General features: G+C 65.6%; 13 protein-coding genes and 1 pseudogene. 8 read left to right on the forward strand and 6 right to left on the reverse strand.

Features of this window, described 5'->3' with window-relative positions; translation table 11 throughout:
• Positions 1-26: 26 nt before the first annotated feature.
• On the forward strand, positions 27-1,361 hold the full coding sequence (gene xylA, locus ABE464_RS05365) for a xylose isomerase (protein WP_346471075.1): 1,335 nt from the start codon (positions 27-29) through the stop codon (positions 1,359-1,361).
• An 88-nt stretch (positions 1,362-1,449) separates the two neighbouring features.
• Here the strand turns inward: xylA and ABE464_RS05370 are convergent, their stop codons facing one another.
• Positions 1,450-2,505 carry a LacI family DNA-binding transcriptional regulator gene (locus tag ABE464_RS05370; protein WP_346471076.1) on the reverse strand — a complete coding sequence of 352 codons (1,056 nt, stop codon included), beginning with the start codon at positions 2,503-2,505 and terminating at the stop codon, positions 1,450-1,452.
• Between the two features lie 111 nt (positions 2,506-2,616).
• Here ABE464_RS05370 and ABE464_RS05375 point away from each other — a divergent pair, with 111 nt between their 5' ends.
• The 6 genes and pseudogenes from ABE464_RS05375 to ABE464_RS05400 all read left to right on the forward strand — a co-directional run bounded on the left by ABE464_RS05375 (position 2,617) and on the right by ABE464_RS05400 (position 12,489).
• Complete coding sequence (locus ABE464_RS05375) at positions 2,617-4,731, forward strand: alpha-glucuronidase family glycosyl hydrolase (RefSeq protein ID WP_346471077.1); 2,115 nt, start codon at positions 2,617-2,619, stop codon at positions 4,729-4,731.
• A gap of 56 nt (positions 4,732-4,787) precedes the next feature.
• Complete coding sequence (locus ABE464_RS05380; protein WP_346471078.1) at positions 4,788-6,476, forward strand: glycoside hydrolase family 43 protein; 1,689 nt, start codon at positions 4,788-4,790, stop codon at positions 6,474-6,476.
• Positions 6,477-6,529: 53 nt separating this feature from the next.
• Positions 6,530-9,172: a glycoside hydrolase family 3 C-terminal domain-containing protein gene (locus tag ABE464_RS05385; protein ID WP_346471136.1), complete on the forward strand. Its 2,643-nt coding sequence runs from the start codon at positions 6,530-6,532 to the stop codon at positions 9,170-9,172.
• A pseudogene (locus tag ABE464_RS05390) lies at positions 9,165-10,646 on the forward strand (MFS transporter); the annotation flags it as partial. The gene ABE464_RS05385 and the pseudogene ABE464_RS05390, both read left to right, overlap by 8 nt.
• A 33-nt stretch (positions 10,647-10,679) precedes the next feature.
• The gene (locus ABE464_RS05395; RefSeq protein ID WP_346471137.1) at positions 10,680-11,645 is read left to right on the forward strand and encodes a glycoside hydrolase family 43 protein; all 966 of its coding nucleotides are present in this window, start codon (positions 10,680-10,682) and stop codon (positions 11,643-11,645) included.
• Complete coding sequence (locus ABE464_RS05400; protein WP_346471079.1) at positions 11,635-12,489, forward strand: aldose epimerase; 855 nt, start codon at positions 11,635-11,637, stop codon at positions 12,487-12,489. Before ABE464_RS05395 ends, ABE464_RS05400 begins: the two co-directional genes overlap by 11 nt.
• Here the strand turns inward: ABE464_RS05400 and ABE464_RS05405 are convergent.
• Positions 12,486-14,075, reverse strand: a complete 1,590-nt coding sequence (locus ABE464_RS05405) for a PQQ-dependent sugar dehydrogenase (RefSeq protein ID WP_346471080.1) — start codon at positions 14,073-14,075, stop codon at positions 12,486-12,488. The genes ABE464_RS05400 and ABE464_RS05405 overlap by 4 nt on opposite strands.
• A 152-nt stretch (positions 14,076-14,227) precedes the next feature.
• Here ABE464_RS05405 and ABE464_RS05410 point away from each other — a divergent pair, with 152 nt between their 5' ends.
• Positions 14,228-15,619 carry an aldehyde dehydrogenase family protein gene (locus ABE464_RS05410; RefSeq protein WP_346471081.1) on the forward strand — a complete coding sequence of 464 codons (1,392 nt, stop codon included), beginning with the start codon at positions 14,228-14,230 and terminating at the stop codon, positions 15,617-15,619.
• A gap of 185 nt (positions 15,620-15,804) precedes the next feature.
• Here ABE464_RS05410 and ABE464_RS05415 read toward each other — a convergent pair whose 3' ends face one another.
• From ABE464_RS05415 to ABE464_RS05430, 4 genes are read right to left on the reverse strand one after another with little or no spacing between them, the layout of a single operon-like run.
• The gene (locus ABE464_RS05415) at positions 15,805-16,425 is read right to left on the reverse strand and encodes a hypothetical protein (RefSeq protein WP_346471082.1); all 621 of its coding nucleotides are present in this window, start codon (positions 16,423-16,425) and stop codon (positions 15,805-15,807) included.
• A 15-nt stretch (positions 16,426-16,440) separates the two neighbouring features.
• Positions 16,441-18,570 (reverse strand): peptidase domain-containing ABC transporter, encoded by a 2,130-nt coding sequence (locus tag ABE464_RS05420; protein ID WP_346471083.1) that lies wholly within the window; start codon positions 18,568-18,570, stop codon positions 16,441-16,443.
• Positions 18,571-18,585: 15 nt separating this feature from the next.
• Entirely contained in the window at positions 18,586-19,065 is a 480-nt protein-coding gene (locus ABE464_RS05425) for a hypothetical protein (protein WP_123729283.1), read from the reverse strand.
• Positions 19,066-19,089: 24 nt separating this feature from the next.
• A complete protein-coding gene (locus ABE464_RS05430) occupies positions 19,090-20,301 on the reverse strand; it encodes an HEXXH motif-containing putative peptide modification protein (RefSeq protein WP_346471084.1) in 1,212 nt (403 codons plus the stop codon).
• Between the last annotated feature and the right edge of the window lies 1 nt (position 20,302).

Consider the following 20,302-nt stretch of genomic DNA (forward strand, 5'->3'; position numbering starts at 1 on the left):
CTCGCACAACGACAGGACGACGCACCATGAGCACGCAGCCCTTCATCGGCGCCAAGGAATACTTCCCCGGCATCGGCCGCATCCCCTTCGAAGGTCGGGGCTCGGACAATCCGCTCGCCTTCAAAGTCTATGACGCGAGCAAGATCATCGGCGGCAAGACCATGCAGGAGCATCTGCGCTTCGCGGTCTGCTACTGGCACACCTTCTGCAACGCCGGGCATGATCCGTTTGGTCCGGGCACGCGCCACTTCCCTTGGGAGATCGGCTCGCCGCTGGCAAGCGCCGAAGCCAAGGTGGACGCGGCGTTCGAGTTCTTCACCAAACTCGGCGTGCCGTACTGGTGCTTCCACGATATCGACCTGGCGCCGGACGCGGAGGATGTCAGCCAGTACGAAAAGAACCTCAAGCACATGGTGGGCCTGGCCAAGGCACGCCAGGACGCCACCGGCATGAAGCTGCTGTGGGGGACGGCCAATCTGTTCTCGCATCCGCGCTACATGAACGGCGCATCGACCAATCCCGATTTCGCCGTGGTGGCGCGCGCGGCGGTACAGGTGAAAGCGGCGCTGGAAGCGACCGTTGAACTGGGCGGCGAGCATTACGTGTTCTGGGGTGGCCGCGAAGGCTATGCCTCGCTGGTGAACACCCAGATGAAGCGCGAAGTCGACCACTTCGCGCGGTTCCTGACGATGGCGCGCGACTACGGCCGCAGCATCGGCCTGAAGGGCAACTTCCTGATCGAGCCCAAGCCGATGGAGCCGATGAAGCACCAGTACGATTTCGACAGCGCGACGGTGGCAGGTTTCCTGAAGGAGCATGGCCTGGACAAGGACTTCAAGCTCAACATCGAGGCGAACCACGCAACCCTGTCCGGCCACACCTTCGAACACGACCTGCAGGTCGCTTCGGACCACGGCCTGCTGGGCAGCATCGACGCCAACCGCGGCAATGCGCAGAACGGCTGGGATACCGACCAGTTCCCGACCGATCTCTACGACGCCGTGGGCGCGATGCTGGTGGTGCTGCGCCAGGGCGGGCTGGAAGGCGGCCTGAACTTCGATGCCAAGGTGCGCCGTGAATCGACCGATCTGGAGGATCTGTTCATGGCCCATATCGGTGGCATGGATGCCTTCGCCCGCGGGCTGGAGGTGGCCCATGCACTGCTCAACGATTCCCCGTGGGAGCAGTGGCGCGCCGAGCGCTATGCCAGCTTCGACAGCGGTGCCGGCAAGGAGTTTGCCCGCGGCGCGCTGAGCCTTGCCGATCTGGCCGCACTGGGTGCCAAGGGCGGCGAGCCCCGGCAGATCAGCGGCAGGCAGGAACGCTACGAGAACCTGATCAACCAGTACCTGCTGCGCTGAGCGCGGCGCCAAGGAGGAGCGCCATGACCCACCACCCCGTCACGTTCCGAGCGCGGCGTCCGATGCGGCAAGCATGGGCCTCGCGCGTTCAGCGCTTGGAGGGGCTCGCGACCGAATCGCGCATCACCAGCCGGTGGGGCACGACATGGTCCGTCAGCACGCGCGCGTCGTCGGACCTGCGGCGGATGGTGCGCAGCAGGATATCGATGGCGGCATCGGCCATCGAGGCAATCGGCTGATGAAGGGTCGTGAGCTCCGGCCAGACCGTCGTGGCAGCCGAGGTGTCATCGAAGCCCACCACCGACAGATCGCGGGGCACCTCCAGGCCGCGCCGGTGGGCGACGGAGATCGCCGCGGCGCCCATGTCGTCGTTGCTGGCGAAAATCGCGGTCGGTGGCCGGCGCTGGGACAACAGCGTTTCGGCGGCGGCGAGCCCCGAGCGGTAGGTGTAATCGCCCTGCTGGACCAGGCCGGGTTCGATGTCCAGCCCGGCATCCTGCAGGGCGGTGACGAAGCCCTCGTAACGGAGCGCGCTCGCGCTGAGGTCGGTGCGGCCACGGATGAAGCCGATCCGGCGGTGACCGTGCTGGATCAGATGTTCGGCCATCTCCTTGCCCGCATGGAAATCGTCGATGCGGACGCAGGAGATACCGTCCCTCAGATGCCCCGACGCAATGGCGACCACCGGAATGCCGGCCGTCACCAGCTCGGTCACCGCCGCCTGCGACTCGCACAGCGGGGGCGGCAGAATGACGCCGTCCACCCGGCCGGCCAAGGCACGGGCAGCGTTGCGCTCGGCTTCGGGACTGAAATTGTCCCAGTAGTGGATGACCAGTTGAATGGACGCGTTGGCCGCGACCCGCAGCAGACCGACCAGCAGTTCGCGCAGGTAGGCACCGCTGGGATTGGTATAGATCAGCGCGATACGGGTGTGCTGCGCGGCGGCCAGCGAACTGGCGGCCAGGTTGGGCGTGTAGCCCAGTTCGCGCACCGCCCGCATCACGCGCTCACGCGTGACATCCCGCACTTTTCCGTGATTGATCGCGCGCGACACGGTCATCGGCGATACCCCGGCCAGGGCCGCCACCTCGTCGATCGTCACGCCGCTGGTTTTGCGGCGGACCGATTTCTTCGGCTTGTCCAATACGTGTTGCCTTTCTTCTTCGTGACGCTGCCGCGAGGCGGGTACGTCCGGAGCTTACAAGGTTTGCTCTCAACAGGGCTGCGCCGCTGGAATGTCGAGCGGTGTCACTGGATGCTGGCTGCTTTCATGGCGTTGATGGCGTTCACGGGCAGCCTTCGCGCGGAGGACGGCTACGCGCTGTGGATGCGCTATGCACCGCTGGAACCTGCGCTCGCTGCCCATTACCGGATATCTCTGGGCGAGGTCGTCGCCCCCGATCAGACGCCGACGCAGCGGGCCGCGCGCGAGGAGCTGATGCGTGGCCTCACCGGTCTGCTGGATCGCGCGCCCCGGCTGAACACATCCGCCGTCACTGACCACGCCGTGGTGCTGGGTACGCCGCAGTCGTCGACGTTGATCGCGACGCTGCGCGACGAGATGGCATCGCTTGGCCAGGAGGGCTACCTGCTCAGGCGTGCCCACATCGACGGGCGCGAGGTGCTGCTGGTGGCCGCGCCCCGGGATATCGGCGTGCTGTACGGCGTGTTCCATCTGCTGCGCCTGCTGCAGATGGGCACGTCATTGGACACCATTGAGGTGCGTGAATCCCCCCGGCTGCAACTGCGTGTCCTCAACCACTGGGACAACCTGGACGGCCATGTCGAGCGCGGCTACGCGGGTCGCTCGCTATGGGACTGGCAGACCTTGCCGGAATGGCACGACCCTCGCTACACCGATTACGCGCGCGCTAACGCCTCGCTGGGCATCAATGGCACCGTACTGAACAACGTCAATGCCAGCGCGCAGAGCCTGGCGCCGGACTATCTTGCCAAGGCGGCCGCGCTGGCGGATATCTTCCGGCCCTATGGCATCCGCGTGTACCTGAGCGCGCGTTTCAGCGCCCCCATCGAGCTGGGCGGGCTGGCCACCGCCGATCCGCTCGAGCCGGACGTGCAGCGCTGGTGGCGCGACAAGGCCGACGAGATCTACGCGCACATCCCGGATTTCGGCGGCTTTCTGGTGAAGGCCAATTCGGAAGGGCAACCCGGCCCGCAGGACTATGGTCGTTCGCATGCGGACGGTGCCAACCTGCTGGCCAAGGCGCTGGCACCGCACGGCGGCGTGGTGATGTGGCGGGCCTTCGTCTACGCACACGACGTACCGGCGGACCGCGCCACGCAGGCGTACACCGAGTTTGCCGGGCTGGACGGTGCGTTTCTGCCGAATGTGATCGTGCAGGTGAAGAACGGCCCTCTCGATTTCCAGCCGCGGGAGCCCTTCCATCCGCTGTTCGGCGCCATGCCGCATACGCCGCTGATGATGGAGGTGCAGATCACCAAGGAGTATCTCGGCTTCGCCACGCATCTGGTGTACCTGGGGCCGTTGTACGAGGAAGTGCTGCAAGCCGACACCCGCGCCCGCGGTGAGCGGGCCACCGTGGCGCAGTTCCTGACCGGCATCGCCGGCGTGGCCAACATCGGCAATGACCGGACCTGGACGGGCTCGCACTTCGATCAGGCCAACTGGTACGCCTTTGGTCGGCTCGCGTGGAATCCGCAGCACCCCAGCCGTGACATCGCAGCGGAGTGGTCCGCCATGACCTTCGCGCCGGATCCCGAGGTCGTCGAGCCGATCGTCGGCATGATGATGGCCTCGCGCGAGGCCGCGGTGAGCTACATGACCCCGCTGGGCCTGCACCACCTGATGGCGCGCGGTCACCACTACGGACCGGGCCCGTGGGTGGACGGCGGCCCACGGGCGGACTGGACCTCCGTCTACTACCACCGCGCCGATCGCCATGGCATCGGCTTCGATCGCACCGCGCGTGGCAGCAATGCGGTGGGTCAGTACGCCCCCGACGTCGCTGCCTTGTATGGCGACGTGACACAGGTGCCGGAGCCGCTGCTGCTGTGGTTCCACCACGTGCCGTGGGATCACCGCATGGCCTCCGGACGGCCGTTGTGGGATGAACTGGTCGGGCACTACACGCAGGGCGTACGCCAAGTACAGGGCATGCAGACCACCTGGGCAGGCCTGCAGGGCAGGGTGGATGCGCACCGGCACGCGCAGGTCGCTGCGTTTCTCAGCATCCAGCGGCGCGAAGCGCAGTGGTGGCGCGATGCCAGTGTGGCGTACTTCCAGTCGGTGAGTGGCAGGCCGTTGCCTGCCGGGGAAACCGCACCGCCGCATCCGCTGGCCTGGTACCAGGCCCTGGCGTTTCCTTCCGCACCGGGAGATGGACGATGACCCGAACACCGTGGAGTGACAGGCGTGCTCACGACCGCCATCGACGAGGATCCGCGTTGCGACTGCTGATCACGGCGGCACTTCTGCTGCTGTCCGCAGCACCGTCGCTGGCCGCCACGCCCGCGCCGCCGGTCTACTTCGACTGGTTCGACTACGCCGGTCACGACGCAGCCTTCGAATCGCCGCTGCCAGCCGGTCACTACCGCAACCCGATCCTGGCCGGTTTCCATGCCGATCCCAGCATCGTGCGCGCGAACGACCGGTTTTACCTGGTCAATTCCAGCTTCACCTACTTCCCGGGCATTCCGGTGTTCGAGAGCGTCGATCTGGTCCACTGGAAGCAGATCGGCAACGTGATCGACCGTCCCACGCAGTTGGACTTCGATGGCCTTAGCGTCTCCCGCGGCATCTTCGCGCCGGCCATCGAGTACCACGACGGCACGTTCTATGTGGTCACCACCGCGGTCGACAGCGGCGGCAACTTCATCGCCACCGCGCGCAATCCGGCCGGCCCTTGGTCGGATCCGCACTGGCTGCTCAGCATCGACGGCATCGACCCGTCGCTGTTCTTCGACGACGACGGTGCCGTGTACCTGGTGAACAATGATGTTCCGCCCGGTCCGCCACGCTATGAGGGTCACCGCGCGATCTGGATGCAGCAGATCGATCTGGCCGCGTTCACACCGGTCGGGCCGCGCAAGGTGCTGATCGACGGTGGGGTGGAGCCGGCGAAGAACCCGATCTGGATCGAGGGGCCGCACCTCTACAAGCGCGACGGCTGGTACTACCTGTCCGATGCCGAGGGTGGCACCGGGCCGCAGCACTCCCAGGTGGTCCTGCGCAGCCGCGAGGTGTGGGGGCCTTACCTGCCGTATGCGGGCAACCCGATTCTCACCCAGCGCGACCTGCCCGATGACCGGCCACTGCCGATCACCAATGCCGGCCATGCGGATCTGGTGGAAGGTCAGGACGGCACCTGGTGGGCGGTGTTCCTGGCCAGCCGCAACTATCAGACGCGGCACTACAACACAGGGCGTGAGACATACCTGCTGCCCGTGCAATGGCGAGACGGCTGGCCGGTGATCCTGCCGGCCGAGCAGACCATACCGTACGTGGTCAAGGCGCCCTCCTGGATGCAGGGCGATGCCTCACAGGCACCCTCGACCGGCAACTTCGTCGATCGCGATGACTTCGATGCGCCGACGCTCGGCAGCGGATGGTTGCAGGTGCGCGTCCCCAAGCAAGCCTGGGCTGACCTGCGCCTGCGTCCAGGCGCCCTGGCCGTGCATCCGCTGCCGGAGAACCTGGACACGCTGCGCAATCCCGCCTTCCTCGGGCGTCGCCAGCAGCACCTGCGCTTTGAAGCCAGCACGGAGCTGACGCGACCGTCGGCGGGTGTGGCGGCAGGCGTGGCAGCGTTCCAGAGCGAGGAGTACTGGTACTTCCTGGGCGTGCGCAGCCTCGAAGGCGATCGCGTGGCGATCTTCCTGGAAGGGCGCGACGGGAGTGGGATGACCCGCACGTTGGCCACGCGCGACGTGACCGCATCCTCGTCAGTGCGCTTGAAGATCACCGGTGACGAGGGCCGCTACGCGTTCGCGTTCGATGCGGCCGACGGGCGTGGCTGGCAGACCCTCGCGGGCGACGTGGATGGAACGGTATTGAGTACGGATCGCGCGGGCGGCTTTGTCGGCGCGCTGCTGGGACCATTCGCGCGTGATGAGCGCGCCTTGAGGAGCAACTGATGACGCGTACGTCTTCCCTCCGCAGCGGCCTTCGCGGCCCCATTCTCCGCACGCTGTCGCTGTGCGCTGCCATCACGTTGGCGACCGCCGTTCACGCCGCCGACGCCCAGCCGTGGCTGGACACATCGGCCAGCTTCGAAACCCGCGCCGCCGCGCTGGTGGGGCAGATGACCCTGGAGGAAAAGGCCGCCCAGATGCAGAACGCCGCGCCCGCCATCGAGCGCCTGGGCGTTCCGGCCTACGACTGGTGGAACGAAGGCCTGCACGGCGTGGCACGGGCAGGGCAGGCCACGGTGTTCCCGCAGGCCATCGGGCTGGCGGCCACGTTCGATGTGCCTCTGATGGGGCAGGTGGCCACCACCATCAGCGACGAGGCGCGGGCCAAGCATCACCAGTTTGTCCGTGACGGGTCGCATGGCCGCTATCAGGGGCTGACCTACTGGTCGCCGAACATCAACATCTTTCGCGACCCACGCTGGGGGCGCGGCCAGGAGACCTACGGTGAGGACCCGTACCTTACCGCGCGCATGGGGGTCGCCTTCGTGCAGGGCCTGCAGGGCGACGACCCGGTGTACCGCAAGCTGGACGCCACGGCCAAGCATCTGGCCGTGCACAGCGGCCCCGAGGCCGACCGCCACCACTTCGATGCACGCCCCAGCAAACGCGACCTCTACGACACCTACCTCCCGGCGTTCGAGGCGCTGGTGAAGGAGGGCCAGGTGGATGCGGTGATGGGCGCCTACAACCGGGTGTACGGCGAATCCGCCAGTGCCAGCACGTTCCTGCTGCGTGACGTGCTGCGCCGCGATTGGGGGTTCAAGGGCTACGTGGTGTCGGACTGCTGGGCCATCGTGGATATCTGGAAGCATCACAAAATCGTCCCCACCCGCGAGGCCGCGGCGGCACTGGCGGTCAAGAACGGCACCGAGCTGGAGTGCGGCCAGGAGTACGCCACGCTCCCGGCCGCCGTACGCCAGGGCCTGATCAGCGAAGCGGAGATCGACGATGCGGTGACGCGGCTGTTCACCGCGCGGATGCGGCTGGGCATGTTCGATCCGCCCGAGCGCGTGCGCTGGGCGCAGATTCCGGCCTCGGTGAACCAGGCCCCGGCGCACGATGCGCTGGCCCTGAAGGCCGCACAGGCATCGCTGGTGCTGCTGAAGAACGATGGCGTGCTGCCGCTGCCACGCACGCTCAAACGCATTGCCGTGGTCGGCCCCACGGCCGATGACACGATGGCGCTGCTCGGCAATTACTTCGGCACCCCGGCGGCACCGGTGACCATCCTGCAGGGCATCCGCGACGCGGCGAAGGGTATCGAGGTGCGCTATGCCCGTGGTGTTGACCTGGTCGAAGGGCGCGACGATCCCAGCGCGACGCCGCTGATCGAGGCGGCGTACCTGCGCCCCTCCGCCGACTCTCCGGAACGGGGCCTGCGCGGTGAGTACTTCCGTACGCCGGATCTGTCAGGCGCGCCAGCACTGGTCCGCACCGATGCCCAGATCGGCTTCCGCTGGGACCGCGGTTCGCCGACCGACAACCTGCTGGCACGGGGTGAAGCGGCACCGGGGCAGGGCATCCCGAACGATGGTTTCAGCATCCGCTGGCGTGGCCAGCTGCTGCCGCCGGTATCGGGCCGCTACCGGATAGAAGCGGCGGCCGACGACGGCTTCCGCCTCTACGTGGATGGCAAGCGGGTGCTGGATCACTGGGCCAACAGTGATCGCCTGCGCAGCGATGGGGTCGACCTGGAGCTGCAGGCGGGGCGTGCCTATGAGCTGACGCTGGAGTACTTCGATGCCGAGCGCGACGCCGGCGTGCGGCTGGGCTGGCGCATGCCCGGGGCGAAGGCGCCGTTCGAGGAAGCGCTCGATGCCGCCCGCAGTGCAGACGTGGTGGTCTTCGTCGGCGGCTTGACCGGCGATGTCGAGGGCGAAGAGATGAAGGTGAACTACCCAGGCTTCGCCGGCGGCGACCGCACCGATCTTCGACTCCCGGCCACCCAGCGCGCCCTGCTGGAAGCGCTGCATGCGACGGGAAAACCGGTGGTGATGGTGCTCACTGGGGGTTCTGCACTGGCGGTGGAGTGGGCGCAGGCAAACCTGTCCGCGATCCTGATGAGCTGGTATCCCGGGCAACGCGGCGGCACCGCCGTGGGCGACGCGCTGTTCGGCGACGTCAATCCTGCCGGCCGGCTGCCGGTGACGTTCTATAGGGCAGACCAAACAATGCCCGCGTTCGACGATTACACGATGGAAGGCCGCACCTACCGCTACTTCCGCGGCACCCCGCTGTACCCGTTCGGCTACGGGCTGTCGTACACCCGGTTCGGCTACAGCAAGCTGCGCCTCGATGTGCCCCGCATCGCCGACAACGGCACGCTCAAGGTGCAGGTGGAGGTAACCAACACCGGCAAGCGGGCGGGCGATGAAGTGGTGCAGCTGTATGCGCGGCGGCTGGCGGCTGGAGCAGGCGATGCGCAGCAGGCGTTGCGCGGCTTCCAACGCGTTCACTTGGCTGCGGGCGAGCGGCGCACCGTGACCTTCGATCTGGACGCGCAGCACGCCCTGCGCGAGTATGACGACGCGCGAGGCGCCTATGTCGTGCGGCCCGGGGCATACGAAGTACGTATAGGCGGCTCAAGTGCCGATGCCCGCGTGCGAAGCCGCTTCACCGTGGAGGCTAATCGTGACTGATGCCCGCCACAGGGATACCCCCGAGCACACGCTTTCCGTTCGGGAGAAGCTTGGCTACAGCCTGGGCGACCTCGCGGCCAACCTGATCTTCCAGACGCTGATCACCTACCTGGCGTTCTTCTATACCGATGTGTACCGGTTGCCGCCCGCCACGGCGGCCACGATCATCTTCGTGATCGGCCTGCTGGGCGCCTTCGTGTTCACCCCGCTGATCGGCATTGCCGCCGACCGCACCGTCAGCCGCTGGGGAAAGTTCCGGCCCTGGATCCTGTGGACGGCGATCCCGTTCGGCGTGCTGTCGCTGCTTGCCTTCACCACGCCGGACCTGGGCGCGCGGGGCAAGGTCCTCTACGCACTGGTGACCTATGGCCTGCTGATGTTCGTGTACGCAGCCAACAACCTGCCGTACTCCGCACTCAGTGGCGTGCTGACCGGCAGCATGGCCCAGCGCAACAGCCTCTCGGCCTACCGCTTCGTGGCGGTGATGATCGCGCAGTTCATCATCCAGGTCCTGCTGTTGCCGCTGGTGCTGATCCTGGGCGACGGGGATCGGGTGCAGGGCTTCGAGCGGGTCATGACCGTGTTCGCGGTGGTGGGCACCGTGTTCTTCCTGGTCACCTTCGCCACCACCCGTGAGCGCATCGTGCCGGCCAAGGAGCAGACCGGCGGCGTGATGCAGGACCTGACCGACCTGCTGCACAACCGGCCGTGGAAGGTGATGCTGGCCCTGACGGTGCTGGTCTTCATCAACCTGGCCCTGAAGGGCGGCACCTACATCTACTACTTCCAGTACTACATGAGCGAGGCCGCCCTTGCGGGATTCCTAGATGCTTCCGGCTTCAACCGCTTCATCGGCGGATTGAACGCCACCCTCAACGGATGGGACTTGTCCGGCTTCACCTGGCCGGAGGATCCGGCGACCTCGGCGTTCAGCCTGTTCAACGCTTGCGGCATCCTGTGCATGATCCTTGGCATCGGGGTCTCTCGGCGCCTGGCCGACCGCTTCGGCAAACGTGACGTGTTCGGTGGCGCACTGCTGGTGTCCACCTTGTTCCTGCTGGCGTTCTACCTGTTTCCCCCGACTGCGGTCTCGGTGGCCTTTGGTGCCTTCATGCTGCACGGGTTCTGCTACGGCATCACCATCCCGCTGCTGTGGGCGATGATCGCCGACGTGGCCGATTACTCCGAATGGAAAAACCACCGGCGCGCCACCGCGATCATCTTCTCGGCGATGCTGTGCGGACTGAAGATCGGGCTCAGCATCGGCGGTGCGCTGGTCGCCGGGATTCTCGCGCACCACGGCTATCAGGCCGGCGCGGAGCAACAGCCCCAGGCGGTGGTGGACGGCATCCGCCTGACCGTGAGCGTCTACTGCTCCCTGCCGTTCCTGATCGCGGTCGCGCTGCTCTTCTTCTACAAGATCGACAAGCGCATGGAGACGCGCATCGAGCATGACCTGCATCTGCGTCGGCAGGGAAACAGCCTTGACCACCTCGCGGCGCATGCCATCTCCCCGCCGCTGGTGACCCACCTCTACACGGCCGATCCTTCTGCCCATGTATTCGAGGGGCGCCTGTACATCTATCCATCGCACGATATCGACGGCGGTGCGCCCTTCGACGATGAGGGCGGGCACTTCCGCATGGAGGATTACCACGTGCTGCGGATGGAATCGCCCGAAGCTGATGCTATCGACTGCGGCGTGGCGCTGCATGTGCGCGACGTGCCCTGGGCCGCGCAGCAGATGTGGGCGCCGGATGCGGCCCACCGCGATGGCCGTTATTACCTCTACTTCCCGGCCAAGGACGGGCAGGGCATGTTCCGGATCGGCGTGGCGGTAGCCGATCACCCCGAGGGCCCGTTCACTGCCGAGCCCGAGGCGATGGAGGGCACGTACTCGATCGACCCGGCTGTGTACGAGGACGACGACGGCACGCATTACCTCTACTTCGGCGGCATCTGGGGCGGCCAGCTGCAGAAGTACCGTGACAACCGCTTTGACGCGGCACACGAGGAGCCCACCGGCGACGCGCCGGCACTCGGCCCGCGTGTCGGCCGATTGGACGCGCGCATGACACGTCTGGCGGAGCCCACGCGGGAGATCGTCATCCTGGACGAGCACGGACAGCCGCTGCGGGCCGATGACCATGCGCGCCGGTTCTTCGAGGGACCGTGGCTGCACAGGTACCAGGGGCGGTACTACCTTTCGTACTCGACCGGCGATACGCACCTGCTGTGCTACGCCATCGGTGACAGCCCGTACGGACCGTTCACCTATGGTGGCGTGATCCTGAAGCCCGTGGTGGGCTGGACCACGCATCACTCCATCTGCGCGTTCGGGGGGCGGTGGTATCTCTTCTATCACGACGCCCTGCTATCCGGCGGCGTAACCCATCTTCGCTCGGTCAAGTGCACACCGCTGCACATGGAGCCGGACGGCAGCATCCGGACGATCGATCCGTATGGCGCTTGAAACGGCGTCACCCGAGGATGATGCGCAGGCGCCGCTGCCTGGGGGGCACCTGTACTGGTTGCGGGCCGGCGCGTTGGAGGTGGCATTGGCGCCTGAAGCCGGTGGGCGCATTGCCCAGATGCGGTACGACGGGATGGACTGGCTGGTGGGTGAGGACGAGGGTAGAGCCGCCGCCATTGGATGGGGCTGCTATCCGATGGTGCCTTGGGCGGGCCGGATTCGGCAGGGGCGCTTCAGCTTTGATGACAAGCGATATGCGCTGCCGACGAACTTGGGCGCGCACGCGATCCACGGGGTGGGTTTTTCACGGTCGTGGCGTGTCGACAGTCTCGACGCGAACAGCGCCATGTTGTCGCTGGAACTTCCGGAGGACGGCTATTGGCCGTTCGGGGGCCGGGCGACGCAGGAAATCCATGTGATGCCAAACCAACTGGAACTGCGCCTTGCAGTGCAAGCAGGCGACAAGGCGATGCCGGCGGTACTTGGCTGGCACCCGTGGTTTCTGAAGCCAGATCAGTTGCTGTTCTCGCCCAGTGCGATGTATCCACGGGACGGGGAGGGCATCGCTACATTGCCCTGTATTGCTCACACGACTGGGCCTTGGGATGACTGTTTCATCAACGAGGCTGAGGTGGTGCTGGTATCCGGAGCGCAGCGGCTGGAGTTGCGGGCCGATACCGATCACTGGGTGGTGTATGACGGTGCTGCGCACGCGACGTGTGTGGAGCCGCAGACGGGTCCGCCGGATGGTTTTACGTTGATGCCGAAGCGGCTGGAGTCGGGGCAGACCCTAGAGCTGACGTTCACAATGAGGTGGGAGGGGGATGGGGCCGCGCAGCGTTAGAACCTTGCTGACGCGGGTGTCTCGGGCACCAGCCGCAGCAGTTTCCCGTCCACCCCGTCGGTGAGCGAGTAGATGGAGCCATCTCCAGCCACCTTGACGTCACGAATGCGTTCACCGCGTTCACCGAGCAACAGCTCTTGGCGCACCACGCGGTCACCATCACGCACGAGGCGGCGGACGCTCCGCTCACGCAATGCAGGTACCAGGAAATCTCCCTGCCATCCCTTGAAAAGGGTGCCTTGATAGACGGCCAGGCCAGAGGGCGCGATCGACGGGGACCAGATCACCTCCGGGTCCTCGAACCCCTCGTGTCGCGTAAACGGACTGACCCGGGCAAACGGGTAGTCGATGCCGTGACTGACAAGAGGCCAGCCGTAATTGCCACCCGGTCGAAGCCGGTTGAGCTCATCGCCGCCGCGCGGCCCGTGTTCGCTCACGTAAATGGCGCCGGTGACAGGGTCACGCACGATGCCTTGCGGGTTGCGGTGCCCTGAGGTGTACACGGCAGCGCCGCTGGCACCCGGGGCGAGCGAAATGCGCATCACTTTGCCCAGCGAGTTGCTCTGGTTCTGGGCTTCCTCCCGCCGTGCACTCCCATCGCCCACCGTCATCAGCAGGGTGTGCGGGTCGAGAAAAGCCAGACGCCCGCCGTTGTTGCCGTCGCTGGGTTTTGGCGTGGATTCAAATAGAACCTCCACCTGATCTATCGACCACTCACCGCGGGCGAAGTTGAGCGCGCCACGCATCAACCGGACGCCCACGCCGCGCGGGTCGCGGTAGCCCTGCGTCAGATAGATACGATGGTCGTTCTCATAGTCGGGGGATAGGGTGATGTCCATCAGACCGATCACGCGCTCCCGCTGATACCCCTCGGGTAACCTGGAAAGGTTGACGTCCACACGTTCGCCGGCGCGGTCAATCACCTTCAGGCGGCCCGCCATTTCGGTGACGAGCAGTCTTCCGTCCGGCAGTTCGGCCAGCGACCACGGCCAATGCAGGCCGTTGGCGACGATGGTGGTTTGATATCCCGCCGCCGCAGGGGGCTTTGACCGTTCCGGCATCGGGCGCATCAACAGGAACGACGCAAGCGGCAGCAACACGAGGCAAGCAGGCACCAGGTAAGCCGCCCGGTTGTGCCGGCGTGCTCCGTGCATGACACGTCCTGCCAGCACGTGGCTCACATACCCTCCCACCAGCCCACACAGGCTGAGCAGGGCGACGCCTGGAACCTCCCGGATCGCAGCGACTGCCGGCATCGGGATCACACTGCGCAGCAGCGCCAGCACGATGGCCAACCCAGCCACACTGGCGATCAGCGCGCAGGGCAGGGCGCTCAACCCCAGGCGCCGCAGCCCTGCTTGCAGACCAAGCGCGAGAACGCCGCCTGCCAGCGAAAAGCCGAACATCACAGGCCCGAACCGAGCCAGATCCTCCAACGTAACGGCAGCCCGAGCCTGCCAGCTGACCTCGAGGCCAAGTTGACTAAGCGCATGCAGATTGATCTGGGTCTGCAGCAGACTGGCAACACCGGCGATAGCCAGCGCTGCCGCCAGAGTGATGGAGACTGTTCGCAACCAGGAGCGCATGTGGGGAGTTCGTCAGGGCAAGCCGAAAGCCCACTGTAGCAATGGGGTGCAGTGAACCTCCAGTGATTCCCTCCGCTGAAGAATTCACAGCGGAGGAACTGCACGGCGGCGACCCTCTATACACCTCCTTTTTAAGTGAAGAGTCTCTCTCCATGTCCAACAAGCAGCTCACCACGATCAATCCGCTGACCGAAGAAGTGCTCGCTACCTATTCCTACATGTCCGACGCCGAAGCCGCCGCGGTCGTGAAGGCAAGCCATGAAGCGTTTACGCAATGGCGTCTGCGCAGTCTGGACGAGCGGGCAAACGTGATCGCGAACATCGCCAAGGCGCTTCGCGAGCGCAAGGAAGAATTCGCACAACTGATGACCGACGAGGTCGGCAAGCTCATTGAAGACAGCCGCACCGAAGTCGAGCTGTGCGCTGCTATCTGTGACTACACCGCCAAGCAGGGTCCGGTCGCTCTGGCCGATGATGAGCGCGACGTGGAAGGTGCCACAGGCATCGTGACCCATGCGCCCATCGGCGTGGTCTACGGCATTCAGCCGTGGAACTTCCCGGCTTACCAGGCGATCCGCTATTCCATCGCCAGCCTGATGGCAGGCAATGGCGTGCTGCTGAAGCATGCCGAGAGCTGCACCGGCAGCGGGCTGCTGCTGCGTGATATCTACGAAAGTGCTGGTCTGCCCAAGGGGCTGTTCGGGGTGCTGTTGATCAGCCACGAGCAATCCAATGACATCGTGGAAAACGACCTGGTGCGCGCGGTGACACTGACCGGCAGCGAGGCAGCCGGGCGCACCGTGGCAGCCAAGGCCGGCGCGGCCCTCAAGAAGACCGTGCTTGAGCTGGGCTCCAACGACGCCTATCTGGTGCTGGACGACGCCGACCTGGACCTGGCCGTAGCGACCTGCGTCAAGGGCCGCCTGTTCAACAACGGGCAGACCTGCGTCAACGCCAAGCGTTTCATCGTGACAAAGAAGAACTATGACGCCTTCGTCAGCGGCTATGCAAAGGCGTTCGAAGCGATCCGGATGGGCGATCCGAACGCCGACGACACCCAGCTCGGCCCCATGGTCTCCAAGGCGCAGCGCGACAAGCTGCACGAACAGGTGACCAAGAGTGTCTCGCAGGGGGCGCGTCTGCTGGTGGGCGGCAAAGTGCCGGACCGCACCGGCTGGTTCTATCCGGCCACGGTGCTGGCGGATGTGGCGCCGGGGCAGGTGGCCTACGAGGATGAGCTGTTCGGTCCTGCAGCGGCCATCATCCGCGCCGAGGACGATGAGGATGCGCTGCGCATCGCCAACGACAGCCGCTATGGCCTGGGCGGCGGCATCTTCAGCCGTGACGTACAGCGTGCGCGGGAGCTGGCCAGCAAGTACTTCGACACCGGCATGGTCTTCATCAACACCTTCGACGTGGCATCGCCAGCGCTTCCGTTTGGTGGGGTGAAGGCGTCTGGTTATGGGCGTGAGCACGGCCCGGAAGGTCTGAAGGAGTTTGTGAACGTCAAGTCGATCAAGATTGCGGCGGAAACGTCGGGTTGATCTGAGCACCGATGCTTGGCCACCTGGCAAGGCTGTCCGGCGGTGAGAGCATGCCAGCATGAACACCGCCGTCGCCGTGCAGACGCCGGTGAATGAATCGATGGAGCACGCGCAGTAGATTGGCCAATTGCCACAGCAGGCAGCCGTGCTGCTGAGGGACGAGCCTGCCCCTGCCGATGCAGGGGTCAGGCGATGGGTGGATGCCGTTCCAGTGCCTGCACCAGCTGGGCCGTCATCAGCTCGATATCGGCGAAGTAGTCGTCCCAGCCTGCGTTGGGTTGCTTGCTCAGATACAGGTCGATGGTCGGGTAGACCGCCTCGCCGTCATGCACGCGGTTCAGCATCAGGGCCACCTCCACTGCCGGGGAAGCGGGCGCCGCGTTGATGGACCGTCCTACTTCCTCGAACACCGCAATGGCGCGCTCGCCCTCTTCGCGATTGCGTGGAATAACGCCCACATGCCTTTCGTCCGGCAGCCGGCCATCCGGGCGGTAGTCGTGCCCTTCGCAGCTGGTGTAGGTCACCAGGTTGTGGTCCACTGCGATCGCTACCAGGAAATCGCGCACGCCCGGTTCCACCACGGCAAGGAAGTCCGGATGGAACCGTGATGCCAGGCAGCTGCTGGCTGGGTAAGGTGCGCCATCATTGTTCATGTTGCCGAAGACAGAGCGCTTTTGTGAAATCGGTGCGCGCTGGCCGATGTACTGCATCTGTGCATCGTCCAGTGGCAGGTCCCACAGGCGCATGAACAGCTCGACCTGATCGGACCGGTTGTGCGCGCGGGGTGGGATGCGGCGTAGACCCATGGAACAGCTCCTTGTCTAAGGGATGGCGCAGGTAAAAGGGGACGGCGCTGCAGACTGGGGGCGCAGGCGTACGGTGCCGGCTTCCACGTGATAGACGCGGTTGGCACGGCGAATGGTCTCTGGCCGGTGGGCAATGGATACGCAGGTGATGCCGAGGCCGGCCAGGTTGTCCAGCAACCGGCGCTCCAGCGCTTCGTCCAGGTTGGCGGTGCCCTCGTCCAGGAGCAGGATACGTGGCTCGTGGTACAGCGCACGCGCCAGCAGGATCCGCTGTTTCTGTCCGCCGGAAAGGGTGGAGCCGAGATCGCCGATGCGACTATTGAACTTCATCGGCATCGCTTCGATGTCATCCAGGATCAGCGCAGCGTCCGCACAGTGGCGCGCGCGTGTTTCATCAGGACTGGAGGCGAAGAAGGCGATGTTATCCAGGATGCTGCCGGACAGCAGCATGTCTTCCTGCATCACCACACCGAACAGGCGACGGTACTGCTGCAGGTCATAACCCTGGATATCCTCGCCATTGATGCGAATCTGCCCGGATTCCAACTCCAGCAGGCCCAGCAGCGCCTTGAACAGGGTGGTCTTTCCGCTGCCGGACGGTCCCGTCAGTGCGATGAAGTCGCCCTGCTGGACCTTCAGCGAAACATTCCGCAGCACCGGCTTTTCCTGTGGCGCGAAGCGTGCGCTGATATCAACCAGTTCGATGGTGAAATCCTGCTTCATCCGCTCCGGTACGCCGCGGCTCTCAGCAGGATCCTGTTCTATCGGTGAAACGGCGATTTCCGAAAGGCGGTCCATGTGCAGGCCGACCAGCCGCAGTTCCATCGTTTGTTCCGCCAGCGCCATCGCTTTGGTGGCAAAGTGCGCCTTGTAGACGAATAGCGCGAACAACAGGCCAAGGCTGATGCTGCCCGCCGCGACCTGGGTGGCACCCACGTAGACGCTGGCCGCCATGTCCAGCCCGAGCAGCGTGACCTTGCTGGCGCCTTGCAACGAGGCCATCAGGCCCGCGCGGATGTCGGCGTTTACCAGCCTGCTGTAATGGTTGCTCCATGCGCCGAGCCGCTCGTGTTCCTTGGCGAAGATCTTGATCGGCTGCATGCCGCGCAGGGTTTCGATGACATGTGAGTTCTCTTCCGAGCGAGCCTTCACGGCTTCTTCGGTGAGCTGTCGCATGCGCTTGAACAAGCAAAGGCGGACCGCCAAGTACAGGACGAACGTCCCCAGGGCGATGCCTGCAAGCGCCGGCGACATGGCAAAGATGATGCCCAGCGCCACCAGCGCGATCAGGCCGTCCAACAGCACCCGCGGCAGAGCACCCGTGAGGATCTGGCGGACGGCGTTGGTGGATTGGTAGCGATCCACCAGGTCGCCGATGGATCGTTTCGCGTAGAAGCCGAGCGGCAGACGCATCATCCGCTGGATGAGCATTCCCATGAACTGCGCGTTGAAGCTGGAGCCAAAGTGCAGCAGCACGTAGTCACGGGCCAGCGCAACGGCGCCGTGCAGCAGCGCTACGCCGGCAAAGCCGGCAGTGATCGCAGCGATGAAGCCCATGTCCTGGCGGGCAAGACCGGTGTCGATGACGGTCTTCAGCAGCAGCGGGCTGAGCAGGGCGAACAGTTCAAGGAACAGGGTGATCCACAGGACCTGGCCAGCGTAGCCGAATACGCCGCGGCTGTGCCGCAGCAGAGCGGCCAGGGTGAAGCGCTTATCCACCCGCTGCACCTTGAACGCGGGCCGTGGCGCCAGCTCCACCGCGATACCGGTGAAATGGTGCGACACATCGGCCAGCCGCAGCCGCAGTACGCCGTGCGCTGGGTCATGGATGGTCGCGATATCGCCGCGCGCCGCCACCAGCACGACGAAGTGCTCGAAGTCCCAGTGCAGCAGGGCGGGCAGCTGCAGGCGTGGCAGGTCGCTCATTTCGCAGCGCACTGAGCGTGCGTCGAGCTCCATCTTGTCGGCAAGCTCCACCACATCGCGCAGGGTGGAGCCCTTCAACGAAATGGGGAAGCGCTCGCGTAGTTCCAGCAGCGGGATGTCCATGCCGTGACGTGCGCCGACCATGGCCAGGCAGGCCAAGGCGCACTCGCTGCTTTCGGCCTGGTAGATCATCGGAACGGAGCGCTTGCGCAACTTCATGACGATAGGCCTGGATCAGGGCAGTAGGAAGCGACGCGGCGCGCCGCGCACACTGGTCGGTGGCGTTGCCGCTTGCGCGCCGTGCGGGTTCCAACGCGCGAGGATGCGCAGGCACGATGCCTTCGAGATGGCGTCGAGACGCGGCGGGCATTCCGTCGGTGCGGTGTCTTCGATGTGCGCCGTGCCTTGCAGCGCGGTGCCCTGCATCAGCTGGATGTGGTCTCCGGGACGGAAGTAGCGTTCGTTGCCGGGCGCAAGCAGCAGCTGCAAGGCGTTGCCGCTGACCACCGCCGTGGCTTGCAGGTCTGCATGCGGCGCAATCTGCAGCGTCGCTGCACCCGCGCCTGCCAGCGCAATAGCCACGAGCGGTACAAGCGCCAGCAGTCGCAGCGGCAGGGGCCGGAACAGGGCAATCGAACCCAGGTGCCGGAAGCGCCGGAACTGTTCCGCCTCGGGCCGGAAAAATGGTCGGGTCGGCAACGGGTCAGGGCGCATGGAACGCTCTCCGGAGGGGGGCGCTCATGCGCGTTCCAGCACCGCAACGCCGGTGTCGGCGGGCGCGTTCATTCCGACCGGCTCGCGGAATTCCAGTGCTGCCAGCCTTGCGCGCAGCGGGTGGAACAACGCCTGTCCCAGTTCGCTCAGCTCGGCCCCGTCCTGCAGCGGAACGGAGAGCTCGCGCAGGTAGCCGGCAACGGTCTCCCAGCGGATCCGTATCTGCTCCTGCAACCCGCTTGCCGCCATGCGGTCGAAGACCATCATCGCGTTGCCGAAGGCGTGATAGCCCAGCAGGATGCGGTCCAGCGGACGGTTGCAGTGCTTGAGCGGCGAATAGTACGAGCCGGCGCCGGGCACCACAGTCGGACCGAGCCAACTGGCCATGTGGTAGTACTGGTGCGTGCACTCGTGCACCAGCATTTCGGCGGTTTCCAGCGCATTTGCCGGCACCGCCAGGTCGATGCCGCCCATGCGCAGGGCGGACGAATTGCTCGCGATGGTGTTGGCCGCCGGCCGCCGCAGCGGCGTGATTTCCTTGAGCAGGCAGCACACCCATGCCGCATGATCCGGCGCGATGTCCTGCAGCAGATCCAGCGCCGCCTCTATCTGCGGCGCCATGTCCGCGCTGGGCGCCTGAACGCGGAAGGTGTCCTGGATCCATGGGCTTGCGTGCCATCCTTCACCAACCAGGCGGATAGCGGGGCGGCCATCGCGCATGACGAAGCTGTCCGGCGCCTGCTCGTCGTTCCACACCGGTGTGCCATCGCGTTCGGCGATCCTGCACCAGTGGGTACGGGTACCATCGGCCTCGCAGACCACGATCCGCTGACCATCGGCCTGCAAGGACAGTCTGCCGCTGAGGGCGCGGCCGCAGAGCAGCAGAGGCTGGTCGACGTCCAGCGCCAGTTCCACGTCATCCAGCAGGCCCAGCGCGACGCCGCTGAGCAGGGCCTGGGCGCGCAGCCAGTCGTCGCTGGCGATGTGCCCGGGCGATGCACCCGGGGGCTTGATGCCTGCAAAGATGATACTGGCTTCCGGGGTCCAGCAGCCCAGCGATGGGGGCCGACTGCTGACCTTTTCCAGCAGCTGGGACAATGGCTCGCGGTGGTGGCCGCCTCCATCGCGGTCGGCCACGCGCTGACAGAAGGCCGCGTAATGCAGGGTGGCCAGTTCGGCGGCAAGCCAGCGATAGTTCCCTTCAAGCGGCGTTGACAGGGTGCGGAATACTTCCATC

Source organism: Stenotrophomonas sp. TWI587, assembly GCF_039674145.1.
Taxonomy (GTDB): domain Bacteria; phylum Pseudomonadota; class Gammaproteobacteria; order Xanthomonadales; family Xanthomonadaceae; genus Stenotrophomonas; species Stenotrophomonas maltophilia_AY.